The 13,801-nt window shown below is 42.7% G+C and carries 15 protein-coding genes, 1 tRNA gene and 2 pseudogenes; 4 read left to right on the top strand and 14 right to left on the bottom strand.

Annotation, left to right across the window (positions count from 1 at the left end; genetic code table 11):
• Positions 1–117 (top strand): annotated as a pseudogene (locus FTV14_RS15090) (IS30 family transposase); the annotation flags it as partial.
• A 144-nt stretch (positions 118–261) separates the two neighbouring features.
• The gene (locus FTV14_RS15085; RefSeq protein ID WP_180054106.1) at positions 262–705 is read left to right on the top strand and encodes a PaaI family thioesterase; all 444 of its coding nucleotides are present in this window, start codon (positions 262–264) and stop codon (positions 703–705) included.
• A gap of 12 nt (positions 706–717) precedes the next feature.
• On the opposite strand, the gene FTV14_RS15080 is transcribed toward FTV14_RS15085, so the two are convergent.
• Entirely contained in the window at positions 718–1,161 is a 444-nt protein-coding gene (locus FTV14_RS15080; RefSeq protein WP_180054105.1) for a hypothetical protein, read from the bottom strand.
• A gap of 236 nt (positions 1,162–1,397) precedes the next feature.
• Here FTV14_RS15080 and FTV14_RS15075 point away from each other — a divergent pair.
• Positions 1,398–1,473, top strand: a tRNA-Asn gene (locus FTV14_RS15075).
• A 356-nt stretch (positions 1,474–1,829) separates the two neighbouring features.
• On the opposite strand, the gene FTV14_RS15070 is transcribed toward FTV14_RS15075, so the two are convergent.
• The 11 genes from FTV14_RS15070 to FTV14_RS15020 form a co-directional block, all read right to left on the bottom strand.
• The gene (locus FTV14_RS15070) at positions 1,830–2,483 is read right to left on the bottom strand and encodes a tRNA-(ms[2]io[6]A)-hydroxylase (protein ID WP_180054104.1); all 654 of its coding nucleotides are present in this window, start codon (positions 2,481–2,483) and stop codon (positions 1,830–1,832) included.
• Between the two features lie 15 nt (positions 2,484–2,498).
• Positions 2,499–3,224, bottom strand: coding sequence for a pyridoxine 5'-phosphate synthase (pdxJ, locus tag FTV14_RS15065; protein ID WP_180054103.1), 726 nt, complete (start codon positions 3,222–3,224; stop codon positions 2,499–2,501).
• A 13-nt stretch (positions 3,225–3,237) separates the two neighbouring features.
• Entirely contained in the window at positions 3,238–3,948 is a 711-nt protein-coding gene (locus tag FTV14_RS15060) for a DNA repair protein RecO (protein ID WP_034171228.1), read from the bottom strand.
• Positions 3,949–3,959: 11 nt separating this feature from the next.
• Positions 3,960–4,157 (bottom strand): NF038104 family lipoprotein, encoded by a 198-nt coding sequence (locus FTV14_RS15055; RefSeq protein ID WP_159124071.1) that lies wholly within the window; start codon positions 4,155–4,157, stop codon positions 3,960–3,962.
• 18 nt (positions 4,158–4,175) lie between these two features.
• Positions 4,176–5,204 (bottom strand): GTPase Era, encoded by a 1,029-nt coding sequence (gene era, locus FTV14_RS15050; RefSeq protein WP_004784513.1) that lies wholly within the window; start codon positions 5,202–5,204, stop codon positions 4,176–4,178.
• A complete protein-coding gene (gene rnc, locus FTV14_RS15045; RefSeq protein WP_004784515.1) occupies positions 5,204–5,902 on the bottom strand; it encodes a ribonuclease III in 699 nt (232 codons plus the stop codon). The genes era and rnc overlap by 1 nt, the downstream gene beginning before the upstream one ends.
• Positions 5,874–6,245 (bottom strand): DUF4845 domain-containing protein, encoded by a 372-nt coding sequence (locus FTV14_RS15040; protein WP_034703931.1) that lies wholly within the window; start codon positions 6,243–6,245, stop codon positions 5,874–5,876. Before FTV14_RS15040 ends, rnc begins: the two co-directional genes overlap by 29 nt.
• 24 nt (positions 6,246–6,269) lie before the next feature.
• A complete protein-coding gene (lepB, locus tag FTV14_RS15035; protein WP_159124070.1) occupies positions 6,270–7,097 on the bottom strand; it encodes a signal peptidase I in 828 nt (275 codons plus the stop codon).
• Between the two features lie 21 nt (positions 7,098–7,118).
• Positions 7,119–8,936, bottom strand: a complete 1,818-nt coding sequence (gene lepA, locus FTV14_RS15030; protein WP_004784519.1) for a translation elongation factor 4 — start codon at positions 8,934–8,936, stop codon at positions 7,119–7,121.
• A gap of 260 nt (positions 8,937–9,196) precedes the next feature.
• Entirely contained in the window at positions 9,197–9,682 is a 486-nt protein-coding gene (locus FTV14_RS15025) for a thioesterase family protein (protein ID WP_166138319.1), read from the bottom strand.
• A 124-nt stretch (positions 9,683–9,806) separates the two neighbouring features.
• Positions 9,807–11,192, bottom strand: a complete 1,386-nt coding sequence (locus FTV14_RS15020; protein WP_125279350.1) for a Do family serine endopeptidase — start codon at positions 11,190–11,192, stop codon at positions 9,807–9,809.
• 236 nt (positions 11,193–11,428) lie between these two features.
• Between FTV14_RS15020 and nadB the strand changes: the two genes are divergently transcribed.
• Positions 11,429–13,057, top strand: coding sequence for an L-aspartate oxidase (gene nadB / locus FTV14_RS15015; RefSeq protein WP_180054102.1), 1,629 nt, complete (start codon positions 11,429–11,431; stop codon positions 13,055–13,057).
• Positions 13,058–13,179: 122 nt separating this feature from the next.
• Here the strand turns inward: nadB and FTV14_RS15010 are convergent, their stop codons facing one another.
• Both FTV14_RS15010 and FTV14_RS15005 read right to left on the bottom strand, forming a co-directional pair.
• Positions 13,180–13,620: a PaaI family thioesterase gene (locus FTV14_RS15010; RefSeq protein WP_180054101.1), complete on the bottom strand. Its 441-nt coding sequence runs from the start codon at positions 13,618–13,620 to the stop codon at positions 13,180–13,182.
• Positions 13,621–13,709: 89 nt separating this feature from the next.
• Positions 13,710–13,801 (bottom strand): annotated as a pseudogene (locus tag FTV14_RS15005) (IS5/IS1182 family transposase); the annotation flags it as partial.

Raw genomic sequence — 13,801 nt, 5'->3', positions numbered from 1 at the left:
AACGAACAAATAGAGCAGATAGAGTTTGCACTCAACCATCGTCCTAGAAAAACACTAGGTTGGTATACACCGAGTGAAGTTATGGCTGGTTTTTATACTGTTGCACTTGCCGCTTGAATCCGCCTTTTTAATCATTTTACCGGATTCATTATAAGTAAAAGGCTTTGTACATTTCCTCATACAATTTTTTATTGCTGATCGAAGCACCATCTGCCTAAACTTGTCATTCAAATCCAGTATTTAAAATAATAAGGACAAGCTATGGATCTCAAGAATCTTTCAGGTTTGCAGATTATGCAAGAGATGCTTAAGGGAAATCTGTCTATGCCTTCTATGGCAACCACCATTCCCATGTCTGCTGGCGAAGTCGAACCGGGACATGTGACCTTTGTTGTAAAAGCAGATGAACGCCATCTGAATCCTATGGGAGGTGTACATGGCGGTTTTGCTGCAACTGTTTTAGATACGGTAACAGGCTGCGCGATTCATACTTTACTTGAAGCCGGTGTCGGTTATGGCACAATTGATCTGAATGTAAAAATGTGCCGTCCAATTCCTCACAACCAAGAACTAAAAGCGATCGGAAAATCAATTAATCTCAGTAAAAACCTAGGTATTTCCGAAGGTCAAATTCTGGATGACGAAGGTCGTATTTATGCCCATGCCACAGCAACCTGTATGATTTTTCGCAATTCCGACCATTAACGTGTTTAAGGCTTAAAGTACGCCCCATTTCCCTTGCGGTGCTTTTACCAGCTTCGGCTGAGTCAAAGCCCGATATTCAAAATAATGCTTAGAAACATTCGATACACTCAGCACCTGAGTTTCTTTAGCAGAAGCCTGCCACACTTTAGACTGGTTCGACCCAGTCAGAAGATTGCCAGTAAGCGCATAAATATAAAGTTCTTTTTGCCGAGTTTCAGGCGTGTTCAGAAAGATCTCAAAGCTAAATTGGCGTTCTTGTTCGACCAGCCACTTTTCTGCAAACCATGATTGCAGCAAGTCACCCAGATACAATTGTTTGGTCGCTAAGGGCCATAAACAGATTTCTGCACCAGCCACAGGGGTAAAGTATTGAGCTGAATCTTGAATAATATCGAGATAATGATCTTGATAAAAAGACAGTTGAGAGAAGATTTGAGGGATAGTGAGCGTATTCATTCGCTTTCTCCGGTTTAGCCATTTTTGTGCTGGCAAGTAGGTTTAAATCCACACTGTTTGACCATTTGGTCAAACGACTTTATGTTTTCAATCTAGCAAGTGAAATTTGTTCTGACAAGCATTTTTTAAGAATTTAATGCAATCGTTTAAATTAAAATCAGATAAGTACAATTTGTAATAAATATGACAGTTTTTGCTTGACCCTTTGCAAAATCTCTCTATAATCGCATTCAGATTCTCCCATAGCTCAGTCGGTAGAGCGACGGACTGTTAATCCGCAGGTCCCTGGTTCGAGCCCAGGTGGGAGAGCCAAATTCAAGAAAGCCCAAGCATTTAAGACTTGGGCTTTTTTATTGCCTGAAATTTCATTTATAAAATGATTCGATTCTTCTTTTCTCTTATATATTCTTACTCTGCCCTTTTATTTACCTAGTTAGATTGGCTTATATTCTCGTTTAATCAAATGTGCTGTTATAAGCCGTTATTCTAAAATTGACGACAGCTTTTGCTATCTTGCACTTCAAGTTTTTCCTTCTAATCAAATTATAAAATGCTTAGGCTATTTTAAATCCTTTCAATAGATAAATAAGCTAGGTAGCGAATCTTATATTTATAAAAAAATCCCCCGATTTGGAGGATATTTTTTAATGTCTTAATTGAGTAGCTTTTTAAGCTGCTTTTGCAGGCACACCACTGTGGAAACGGAACATTTCATCTGGACTAAGAATCAGATTCTTTTCTACTTCACGGATATGCTCAATTCGGCTTTGAATATCTTCTTGTGGATTTTTCAGTTTTGCAGTTTTAGCCACATCTAAAGCTAAGGCCAAGTAGTCCTCAAAATGGCGAGATTCAGATTTTAGTAGATAACGGTAGTAACGCCCTAGTTCTTCATCTACCAGCGGTGCAAGCGCATAGAAACGCTCACAAGAACGTGCTTCTACAAAAGCACCAATCACCAGCACATCAATCAGCGCCTCTGGCTCATAGGTACGGATTTCCTTACGCAAACCACCTGCATAACGCCCTGCACTGAGTCCAATCCATTGCTGGCCACGCTTATTCATGAATTCCAGCACCTGTTCATAGTGCAGCATTTCTTCACGGACCAGTTGCGCCAGTTTCACCTGTAAATCTACGAAGAAGCTATAGCGGAACATCAGGTTCATTGCTGTACTGGCTGCTTTCTTCTCACAGTTGGCATGATCCTGCATCAGAATTTCCAGATTCTGTAATGCCTCATCGAGCCAGGCTTTTGGTGTTTCACAACCTAAGAAGCCAATAACAGGCTTCATCAGTTCATCATAATCAATATTTGACATATATCTTTTGCAATCTTAACGCGCAGCTTTAATTGCAGCCTTCATTTGTTGTACAGCTTGCGCCAGTCCAACAAAAACTGCATCTGCAATAATCGAGTGACCAATATTTAATTCATGAATTTGAGGAATCGCAGCAATTGGAGTGACATTATCCAGGTTCAGACCGTGACCTGCATTGACCACCAGACCTTTAGAAGCCGCATACTCTGCCCCTTTGATAATGCGATCCAGCTCAACTTGCTGTGCTTCAGGTGTTGCTGCATCGGCATAAGCACCTGTATGAAGCTCAATTGTAGGTGCGCCACAAGCGACTGCCGCATCAATCTGGGCAATGTCTGCATCAATAAATAGCGACACGTCACAGCCAATCGCAGACAGTTCCTGGGTGGCTTTTTTCACATCTTCAAAATGACCAACGACATCCAGACCACCTTCAGTCGTCACTTCCTGACGCTTTTCTGGTACAAAGCAGACATGCTGCGGCTGGATTTCTTTAGCAATCGCCACCATTTCATCAGTTACGGCCATTTCCAGGTTCATATGGGTAGTTAATACCGGACGCATACGACGTACATCTTCATCCTGAATATGTCGACGGTCTTCGCGCAAATGCAGGGTAATTCCCTCTGCACCGGCCTGCTCACAGATCAATGCAGCATTGACTGGGTCTGGGTACGTCGTACCACGTGCTTGTCTTAAAGTTGCGACATGGTCAATATTGACACCAAGTAATGCAGCCATACTATTTTCCTAACTACGATTGAGATTGAGAATTTTGGATCCACAATTGTCGACTTTTCAGTGGTCGGTCACCGAGCAAAGCAGTGATCACCTGTCGATATAGCTTCGTCAGTAATTGTAACTGTTCTGGATTAAAATCCCTACCATTTTCATAGTGCTGCATTGTTAAAATCTGCTGGCCCGACATGGTTGAACGTAAGGCTTTAGCCGAAGGCATAAAACCTTCATTCAACTGAAAATAGTAATGTTGCACGGGATTGATTTGTGCCTGATTGGCATCGACTGAAAAATCCAGTTCATAGCCCAGTTCTTCTAATAAGATATGTTCAAACTGACGCAGAACCTGTTTTAAATAAGTATTGGGATTTTCCTGATCGGAGAGTTTTTGCAAGGCATTCAACGTTTCGCCATATTTGGCAAAGGTCAGCGGCATTTGCACTTCAAGCGGACATAAACGCAACAGGATTTCATTCAGATAAAAGCCAGAAAAGAAGGCATCACCGAAAAAAAAGATCGGCTGATTAACAATTTCTAATTTGGTGAAGTTTTTCAGTTCAGATTTGCCTGAAGCTAACAAGCTGATGGGTTGATATTGGGGTGGAGGATTTTGTCTCAGTATCCCGTCGATACGGCCATATTCCTGGGTAAATAAATGCACAATATGACTGCGATCGCGGTATTTACGATGATGAATCAGATATCCATGCAGCACTTCATTACGCATAGGCTGCTTCTTTAATCTTTTTTCTTTTTTGATTTTTTCTCGTCTTCTTCGTCATCCCCATCAGGAATGGCGGCACCCACAACAGCCGCGGTCCCTTTGACCGCGTACTTTGTGGTTTTATAGGCAACTTTGGCAGGAACGGTCACTACTTTATGAATACAGCCCTGCAAGAATAAAACACATGCAATGACTGCCAAAAATTTCATCATGATCCGTTCCCGTCCAATTTAAATGTCGCTATAACCTAGACTTTTCAATGCCCGCTCATCATCAGACCAGCCGCCTTTGACTTTCACCCAAAGCGTTAGCATGATTTTCTGCTCGAACATTTTTTCCATATCGACACGTGCGTCCATACCGATTTTTTTCAGCTTGGAACCTTTTTCACCAATCACAATAGCCTTTTGGCCAGCACGATCAACGAAAATAGTGGCATCAATATAAGTACATGCCGGCTTCATACGACCTGTTTTTTCATTCAGGGTCGGCTCTTCAGTTTTGAAAGATTCGATCTGAACAGTTAAATCGTATGGCAGTTCTTCACCTAACTGACGCATGATCTTTTCACGGATAATTTCAGAGGCCAGGAAACGCTCTGAACGATCGGTAAGCTGATCCAGTGAATATAGCGGCGGCTGGAATGGCAGATACTTGGCAATCGTATCGCGTAAGTGTTCGAGGTTGGCACCACGAAGTGCAGACACCGGTACGATTTCAGCAAAGTTCATCAGTTTGGCACGTTCACGAATCAGCGGTAAGGCCTCATTCTTGTTCTCGAACGTGTCCAGCTTGTTGATCACCAGAATGACTGGCATATCCGCATTTTTTAATTTCTCCAGAACAAGCTCATCGTTCTGGGTCCATTTTTGTGCATCAACTACAAATAGCACCAGGTTCACGTCACGCAATGCAGAGTGCGCAGCTCGGTTCATCATTTTATTGATGGCACGCACTTCTTTTTTATGCATCCCCGGTGTATCAACAAATACCGCCTGAGACTTTTCACGTGAATCAATCCCTACGATTTTATGACGTGTGGTTTGTGGTTTACGTGAAGTAATTGAAAGTTTCTGGCCCAGTAAGTGGTTCATCAAGGTTGATTTACCCACGTTTGGACGTCCGACAATCGCCACGAAACCGCTACGATAATCAGAAGGAATTTCAGTACCCTGTGCACTGAAAAATTGACTAATCAAGTCATTGCTGTCGCTTTGCGACTCGTGATCAGCATCAATGTGATCGGAATGAGTAGTCATTAAGACTTATGCTCCAAATGTTTTAAAATATCTGCCGCAACCGCCTGTTCAGCGAATCGTCGGCTTGAACCTTCACCGGCCATGACCGGCAAGCCTTCTACCTGGCATTCCACTTTGAAATGCTGGTTCGGGGCATCACCCTGAATATCTACAACCTCGTAAACTGGGAGAGGTTTTTTACGTGCTTGTAAATATTCCTGTAGGCGTGATTTAGGGTCTTTCAGCTGGTCAGTTGGCTCTATATTGTCTAAATACGGCTCGTACCATTTTAGCACAATTGCCTGTAATACAGTGAGATCACCGCAATCCACATAGATCGCACCAATGATGGCTTCGACCGTATCCGCAAGTATAGACTCACGATGATGACCACCCGATTTCAGCTCACCCGTACTGAGAATCAGGTTCTGACTCAATTTTAGATCATTGGCAATTTTCCCTAGCGCTTCTTGTCGGACAAGAGTCGCACGCATACGCGTCAGACGGCCCTCATTTTCCTGCGGGTAAGCAGTAAAGAGATAATTGGCTATGATCATTCCTAAAAGAGAATCGCCTAGAAATTCTAGGCGTTCATAGTTGTGTTTATGACTGACTGAACGATGGGTCAATGCCAGTTTTAACAGATCAGCTTGTTTAAACTGATAGCCGATCCGTTTGGCAAGACGCTCATCATTTAGTTTTGACTGTGCTTTGATCAAAATCTTTCTCAAACTTCATCACTAAATCGATATTCAATATAAAATTCTTGCGAATTTCATAATTCTTGTGCACTTGTAAACCATCAGTGTTGGTTACTTTGGCAATTTCATCAAACTTCAGATCGCGAATATTGTTCATTTCTAAACGCTGACCCATCTGTTGACGAAATTTTTCTGGCGCAATATTTGCCGGAGAACTCTTTAAAAGTTCCTCAATCTGATTGTCCACCATACGATCATCAAAGTATGGCCCCCACACTGCAATCGCCACTTTGGCAAGAAAAGCAAACCCCACGATTGCAAATAAAATTCCAATATACGAAGCACCTTGTTGATGTTTCATTTTTTATTTTCCTGACTGAAATAATTAATCGATTATTCCGTTTCGACTAAACGATGGCAGTTTAAAGCCAGGTTCTTTATGCATCCAGATATAGAATGCGCGACCTGTTAAGTTTTCTTCCGGAACAAAGCCCCAGAAACGACTGTCAGCACTTTGATCGCGATTATCCCCCATCGCAAAGTAATGACCTTCTGGAACTTTCACTTCCCAATATAAACCATTTTCAGTTGAAAACTTACCATTTTCTATATAGTTAAGGAATGGGGCCTGACGAGCTACATTGACTCCTTCCAGCTCACGCATAGTGAAAGTATGTTCGCCAATGGTTTCTTTATGATAAATCGAATTTGGCGTATCCAGGCGATCTTTTTCACGACTGAATTCTACTGGAACTTTTGCTACTTTTTCACCATTAATGGTTAACTGACCATGATCATAAACAATATGATCACCTGGCAAACCAATTACACGTTTAATATAGCTAATCGTTGGTTGTGGCGGATAACGGAAGACCACGACATCGCCACGTTCCGGACTACCTGTATCCAGAATTTTTGTATTTACAATCGGTAATTTCACACCATAGTCAAATTTATTGACCAGGATAAAATCACCGGTTTCCAGTGTTGGAACCATAGAATCTGATGGAATATTGAAAGGTTCGTACAGGAAAGAACGCAATACTAAAACGACAGCCAAAACCGGCCAGAAATCATAAGCCCAGGTAATAATGAAGTTTTCATTGCCCTTGCCTTTGGTCTGTCGTTGTTTCAGAACAAACTTATCCAGCAACCAGACCGCGACGAAAAATAAGGTCGCAGGAACAAGAATCAAATTAAAATCAAAATCCATGGGCTTATTATCCTTATAGTATTAGCGTTCGACTTTCAGTACAGCTAAGAACGCTTCTTGTGGAATTTCAACACTACCCACCTGTTTCATACGTTTCTTACCTTCTTTCTGTTTTGCAAGAAGTTTCTTCTTACGTGATACGTCACCACCATAACATTTTGCCAATACGTTTTTACGCATTGCTTTTACAGTAGAACGGGCAATAATTTGCGCACCAATAGCCGCCTGAATTGCCACATCAAACATCTGACGAGGAATCAGGTCTTTCATTTTTTCAACCAGTGCAATTCCACGGTGACGTGCATCCTGGCGATGGCAAATCATTGCTAAAGCATCGACTTTTTCACCATTGATCAGGACATCCACTTTCACCAGTGATGAACTTTCAAAACGCACAAAGTTGTAATCCAGTGACGCAAAACCACGTGAACAAGATTTCAATTTATCAAAGAAATCCATCACCACTTCGGCCATTGGAATTTCAAAAGTAACAGATACCTGGTTCGCCATGAACTTCATGTCTTTTTGTACGCCACGGCGCTCAATACATAGGGTCATGACATTACCCAGGTATTCCTGTGGCACGAGGATATGACATTCTGCAATTGGTTCACGCAGGTCTTCAACAGTTGAACCATCTGGCATTTTTGAAGGGCTGTCGATGTAAATGGTATTGCCATTTTTCATCACTGCTTCATAAATTACCGTTGGTGCTGAAGAGATCAAATCCAGATCGTATTCACGTTCTAGACGCTCCTGTACGATCTCCATGTGCAGCATACCTAAGAAGCCACAGCGGAAACCGAAGCCTAGAGCATCAGAACTTTCTGGTTCAAAGAACAGCGCAGAGTCATTGATTTGCAGTTTATGCAATGCTTCACGGAAAGGTTCAAAATCACTGGAATCGATTGGGAACAGGCCCGCATATACCTGTGGTTTTACTTTTTTGAAACCAGGTAGTGTTGGAACTTCTGGAGTAGTTGCCAGTGTAATGGTATCACCCACTGGTGCGCCAAAAATGTCTTTAATACCGGCAATCACGAAACCAACTTCACCCGCTTCAAGGATATCGGTTTCAGTATGCTTCGGATTGAAAATACCGACTGAAGTGATGATATGTGTCTGACCAGTCGATTTCACCAGCATCTTGTCGCCCTTGCGAACACGACCCTGTTTCACACGAACCAGAGATACTACGCCCAGGTAGTTATCGAACCATGAGTCAATAATCAACGCTTGCAGCGGTGCATCACGTTCACCTGTTGGTGCAGGAATGACATTCACCAGCGTTTCAAGCACACCTTCAATACCTAGGCCAGTTTTTGCTGAACAGGTCGGTGCTTCAGTCGCTTCAATCCCGATAATATCTTCAATTTCCTGAATTACACGTTCGGGTTCAGCTTGTGGCAAGTCAATTTTGTTCAGTACTGGTAAAACTTCCAGACCCTGCTCAATGGCGGTATAGCAGTTTGCAACAGACTGCGCTTCTACACCTTGTGCTGCATCTACCACCAGTAGTGCACCTTCACAGGCCGCCAAAGAACGTGAAACTTCATAAGAGAAATCCACGTGTCCCGGGGTATCAATGAAGTTCAACTGATACTCTTGGCCATTTGGATGGGTATAGTACAAGGTGACCGAAGCCGCTTTGATGGTAATCCCACGTTCGCGTTCAAGTTCCATAGAATCAAGAACTTGAGCCTGCATTTCACGATCCTGCAAACCACCACAAGTTTGAATAAAACGATCTGCCAGAGTCGATTTACCGTGGTCAATATGCGCAATAATCGAGAAGTTACGAATGTTTTTAATATCAACAGATTTTTTAGCTTGCGCCATGGGCTACCTTGAGAAAAAAACGCGTCATGCAATTTAAAAAGTCATTGCATAACAAAAGCCGAATAGAAATTGCCGAGGATTATAGCAGAATGGAGATACAGAAAAAGAATTATCTTTCTTCTCTCTCGCCTATCTTAAATACGTAACCGCTTTATGTTTTATTTTCTTTTCCTCAGCTTTTTTTCAAGAAAACAGCTTGTTAAATGGGTTGCCTCCTATTTGGTAGCTACTCTCTATTCAATCTCGATATCATCACCTTATTAGATTGATTCTTCTCTTATCGCCTTTGCTTCTTCACTCAAATATAAAGTAGAAAAATCATAAGGGTTAATACTGTCTGAGAGGGGCTGATAAGCTTGGGTAAAACTTGGCGACATACGCTTCGGTCGACCCGACGCAATTTCGATACAGGCCCACTGCGTGCTACCGGTAAATAGGACATTCTGATCCTGCGGACGATAAAATGCATACTGTCTGAATGAATACAAGGCATTTAGATCACTTAACCAAGTTCGTAGAATCAGCTCATCCCCTTCAAATGCCGCCTTGCGATACTGGACATGATGTTCAACTGCAACCATGGCATGTTTAAGTTGCAGATACTCATTTAAACCGAGTCCTAATTGCTCGATATGCGCCGAGGCCACATCCTGCATCCACTGCACATAAACTACGTTATTCACATGTCCTAGACGATCAATATGTTCAGGTTGTACCTTCAAAACTTGGTCAAAAATACCGGTCACTTTTCTCTAATCCTTTATCGCAATTTTTTCTATATAAAGAGTCTACAGAAATTATGCCTCGGGTAAATTGCGAAAAATAAAAAACCGCCCATACAAGCGGTCTTTTATTGAAGATTCATTTATTTTATGAAATGCGCATCCCGACAATGGCACGTTGACCCTGACGAATCAGACCGACACGGGCAACACTGCCTTTTTTTAGATCTGCCACAGCTTCCACAAACTGGTTACTGTTCAAGATTGCTTTACCATTGATTTGAGTCACGACATCATTGGGCATAATCCGTGCCTGAGCTGCGATTCCGTCTCTACGGACGTCCTGAATCACTACACCACCCTTAATCTCTAAACGCTCTTTTTCAGCCGGGCTTAATTCACGAATAGTAACGCCTAATACCGGACCTTTATTTGGCTGAGCCTGGTTACCTGCTTTGGCTGGCGTTTCATCTGGTGCAGTCGTGAGTGTTGCATTGATACTACGACGTTTATCATCACGTAATACTTCTAACTGGATCTGCTGTTTAGGCGCAGAACGGTTCAAATAGTTCAGCAACTGGCTAGTGCGTGAAATATCAGTACCATTGTATTTTAAAATCACATCACCGGCTTGCAGACCCGCTTTAGCCGCAGGCGAGTTTGGTGCCACCTGGGTAATTAAAGAACCTTCTGGCTTAGATAATTTATAAGATTCAGCCAAAGTACGGTCGATATCTTGCAGGCTTACACCCAGATAAGAACGGGTCACTTTACCATCACGTTTCAGCTGGTCAGCCACTTCCATAGCGACATCAATGGGAATCGAAAATGACAGGCCCATATAACCGCCAGTACCACTGAAGATTCGTGAGTTCACCCCAACCACTTCACCGCGCTGGTTAAATAGCGGTCCACCCGAGTTACCTGGATTCAGGGCCACATCAGTCTGAATAAATGGGACTGCGGTTTCGCCCATCATATTACGCATCTTGGCACTGACAATCCCGGCAGAAGCGGAGTAGTCAAAACCAAAAGGTGAACCGATTGCTAATACGGGTTCACCTACACGTAATTTATCGACATCACCAGTACGCAGTTCCGGGAAACCTGAACCATTGACTTTCAATAAAGCGACGTCAGTACGCTCGTCGCTTCCTACGACTGTCGCATCAATTTCCCGACGATCATTCAAGGTAATTGTCACTTTAGACGCATCTTCAACTACGTGGTGGTTGGTCAGCAGATAGCCATCCTTACTAATGAAGAAGGCACTCCCATATCCGGTTTTTTCCTGCGGTACACGTGGCTGCGGAATAATCACCTGATTACCAAAGAAACGGCGTAAAATTTCAGGAACCTGTTGTTGCAAGAGCTCTTCTTCGCTCATTTTCTTGACAACACTCACACTGACAACTGCCGGACTGACCTGATCAACCAGGTTAGAAAAATCGACGGGTGTTACTGCCTGTAACTGAGCAGCACTCATGGTAACAGTCGCTGCAAATAATCCTTTTTTTAAATCCAGAATTTTCATATAAATTATTCACCCAAATTGTTGATAAATTTATGTAAATAGGTTTTATCACAAACTTCATATATTTTAAGTAACAATATGTTCGAAAGCTTGAATGTTGGCAACCTTTAATTTTTCTAAAGCATTAAGTTAAAGCTTTTATTAATTTTTTTCATCAATAAATGAGCACTTAAACGCTTGCCTTTTGTACAAAAAAGCGCTCTGATTAACGGACTTTTTTCAATTAGCTGATGGACATGTCTAATTTTCCCCTTACCCATCATTTTGACGTGATCATTGTGGGCAGTGGTGGTGCCGGTCTTAGTCTAGCACTTTCTTTGCCTGAACATTTTAATATTGCAGTTCTTGCCAAATCCACCCTGACCGATGCCAGTACCTATTATGCACAAGGCGGCGTTGCAGCAGTACTGGATGAGACAGACTCGATTGAACAGCATATTGATGACACCATGATTGCAGGTGTACATCTGTGTGAAATGGATGCGGTGAAGCAGACGGTTGAAGGTGGTAAGCCTTCGGTGGATTTTCTGCTGAAACACGGCGTCCAATTTACCCTGGATGAGCAGGAACAATTACATTTGACCCGTGAAGGCGGCCATTCACAGCGCCGAATCATTCACGCAGCTGATGCGACTGGGCGTGCCATTTCTACCACGTTGGTACAGCGCGCTCAGGAAAAAGAAAATATTACCATCTTTGAAAATTACATTGCGATCGACCTGATCTGCTCACAAAAACTGGGCTTAGATGGTGAAAATCGCGCTTTAGGTTTATATGCACTCAATGAAGCAAGTGCACAAGTCCACACTTTCTTAGCACCATCTACTGCTCTGGCTTGTGGCGGTGCGATGAAAGCTTATCTTTATACCTCGAACCCTGATATCGCGACCGGTGATGGGATTGCGATGGCTTATCGTGCCGGTTGCCGGGTTGCCAATATGGAATTCAACCAGTTCCATCCGACCTGTTTATATCATCCGCAAGCCCGTTCATTCCTGATCACAGAAGCTATGCGTGGTGAAGGTGCGTATTTACGCCTACCTGATGGTGAGCGTTTTATGCTGCGTTTTGATGAGCGTGCTGAACTGGCACCACGTGATATTGTGGCACGCGCGATTGACTATGAAATTAAACGTCTGGGCATTCGTCATGTCTGGCTAGACATTACCCATAAAGATGAAAGCTTCATCAAGGAACACTTTCCAACCTTATATGCACGTCTGCTAGAGCTTGGCATCGACATCACCAAGGAAATGATTCCTGTGGTTCCTGCTGCGCATTATACCTGTGGCGGTGTAGTTGTAGATGAAAATAGCCAGACCGATATTGCCGGACTCTATGCCATTGGTGAAACGTCCTATACCGGCTTACATGGCGCTAACCGTATGGCCAGCAACTCACTTTTAGAATGTTTTGTATATGGCATGAGTGCTGCCAAACATATTCAGGAAAATTTCAAGGCAGATCAAGCTATCCCTGAAGTACCAGAATGGGATGATTCTCAGGTGACCAATCCTGATGAAGATGTGGTTATTCTGCAAAACTGGGACGAGCTGCGTCAGACCATGTGGAACTATGTGGGTATCGTCCGCACGACTAAACGTCTAGAACGTGCCCTGCACCGGATTGAGATGTTGAAAAAAGAAATTACCGAGTATTATCAGGATTATCAGGTGAGCAAAAATTTGATCGAGCTGCGTAATCTGGTACTCGTTTCAGAGATGATTGTGCGTTGTGCCATGCAGCGTAAAGAGTCCCGTGGCCTGCATTTCACCCTGGATTATCCAGAATTGTTGCCTGAGCTACGCAAAACTGTACTGATTCCACCAAGTTTTGAAGTAGAAACTCCTTTGGTGAATGCTTAGAAGTATATAAATAAGGCAGATCATATTTTTAAATGTTATCTGCCTTTTCTTTGGTTGTGATTTTTTTAAGTTTTTAGAATAATCAGGTTATTTAAATAAAGCATATGATTTGTATGAGTTAATCAGCATTTTAAGGAATGCACGTGTTCTTTACGCGGTGGAACCGAATAGGTTGCTGTCACATGGGCAACCGGCTCTTCCTGATCAATCGAATAAATCCAAACTTCTCCCACAATGAGCGCCTTCCCCACTTTCATCAATTTACTTTCCCCTCGCAGATCGACTCCGCCTGAAGGTTTACGCAAAAAATTAATATTCAAGTTTGTGGTCACTGCTAGGCCAACCAGTCCAATCTCACCGAGAATGGCAATATATAAAGCCAGATCGGCCAAGGTCATCATGGTGGGCCCAGATACCGTGCCGCCGGGACGTAATTCCTGCTCACCCACTCGATACAGTACGGTTGCACCCTGAGGCACTACAGCTTCGATCTGACACTTTTCCAGGCTCTGCGGAAATTCCTGCTGTAAAAACTGGATGATTTCTTCTCTTGTACTTTTCATCATGTCTTATCTTCCTGATTTATTCCAATATAGAAGATTCTTCCTTGAAATAACTAGGGTCTGTTGACACTTACTGTTCATAATTAACCCTATAACGGTAGCCATAAAAATATACAGGCTAAGGCAACAGAACTTTGATAATTTCTTTTGAGCTTGTCATATCGAGTAGCTATTCCTCTAA

Source organism: Acinetobacter sp. YH12236 (genome assembly GCF_013417645.1).
In the GTDB taxonomy this organism is placed as follows: Bacteria; Pseudomonadota; Gammaproteobacteria; order Pseudomonadales; family Moraxellaceae; genus Acinetobacter.
This window is presented reverse-complemented; position numbering and strand designations above follow the sequence as displayed.